Raw genomic sequence first — 1,577 nt, 5'->3', positions numbered from 1 at the left:
GGGTATCTTTCTTATCATCTACAAACTGATATAAGCTGGCTAATGAATGGTTAGAGTGAACCGTCTGGTAATAGTATTTTAGCACTTTCTTTATAGCAACTTCTTCTGCTTTTGTGGTGTCTTTACCTAAGGCCAGTAGTTCTAAAATAAAGACACCTAAATCCTCCAAATGTTCGGGGGTTAGTGCTTTATCTGAAGCTCTATAGAAAGGATTAATCCCTAAATTCTTTCCTTGCTCATAGCGTAAAATAATATGATCATCGGGGTAAAGTTTTGCAAACTTGGAATAGGAACCTCCTAAATCAATGACCACTAATCTGACACCAGATTCAAAATACTGACGTAAAATATTATTGGCTAAAAAGGACTTACCTTCTCCTGTGGGAGCAAAAATGGCAAAATTCCTGGCCTTAATGCGTTTTTTACCCTCATCCCAAACATCTTTTAGAACGGGTATATTATGCTGCCTGTCATTAAAAATAATACCAGCGGCATCTGTTTTGTAATTGCTGTTATTGATATATAAACACAGAGCGTGTTTTAAATCGGTTACATAGACATCTTCATTCGAAAAATTAGATGAAAAACAACAATAGGAGTTCAGAAAATAATGCTTGCGCTCTTCACCTTTGGGATAATAGGGTAAAATATCCAATTCTTTAAATTCGGCCTTTATTTTGGAAGCAATTCGATTTAAATCTTTGACTTGATCCGTCCAAAATATAATATTCAAATGCCCTCGAATTATTCGAGAACTATCATCTTCATTAATAATTGCAGTAATGGCTTCAATCTTTTTTAAAATTACTTTATTCTGCGTTCCAAAATTCGAACTCTTCTTGAGTTCTTCGATTTTTTTATCGAGATGCTTTTGCCATTTGTGCTTATCATCTAGGTAGATAATTTGATTGACCATATGATTTTCATGGATACTAAGTCCCAGACCGTCTATAAATCCTTGATGAAAGGTGTAATTATCGGATGTGAATTTTTCGTTGGTTTTACTACTTTGTACGACATCTCCAAAACAGCGCTCACTGTTTACGGCCAGTACATCAAAATGATGTTCCCCTACAGAAATATCGGATTTTTTAAGCTGAATATCGGTATCAAAACCGGTGTTAAAGCCATTGAAATACGTGTTCGTAAGTGAAAAAATTTCATTTTCATCTAAAGGCATTAAAGTCAGTTTACGGCTGTTATTTATATAGGAAACAGCATCATTTACCGCGTTAATGAATGCTTTTACTGTGTGATCCAAGGGCTTATGGATACCTTTTTCGATCTTCCGAAATGGGTTAGTAAACTTTGCTGCGTTTATCGAGCCTCCCAGTGGCAACACAAAAAACAAATAGGATGCATGTTTGAGGTATTGACGGCCATTGAAATAATCTGCTGTGGCTTTTTCTAAAAAGCTTTCATTTGGTAGTGCCAAACCATCAAACTCTGCCTTCTCATAAATATCTTGTTTATGTATGACCGTGCTTACAGGCAATGATTTAAAAGCTTGGAACCAGGTTCCATGAAGGTCTTCAAAATCCTTTTCGGATAAACTGTATATTTCAGGAAGATTTGAC

At 35.5% G+C, this 1,577-nt stretch carries 1 protein-coding gene; it reads right to left on the bottom strand.

Features of this window, described 5'->3' with window-relative positions:
- The coding region (locus tag A6I66_RS16170; RefSeq protein ID WP_067151878.1) for a TraG/VirB4 family ATPase at positions 1–1,577 on the bottom strand (1,577 nt) is incomplete at both ends.

This window comes from Pseudotamlana agarivorans (assembly GCF_001642835.1).
GTDB lineage: Bacteria > Bacteroidota > Bacteroidia > Flavobacteriales > Flavobacteriaceae > Pseudotamlana > Pseudotamlana agarivorans.
Note: the sequence above shows the minus strand (reverse complement) of the source record. Positions and strands in the feature narration are given on the sequence as shown.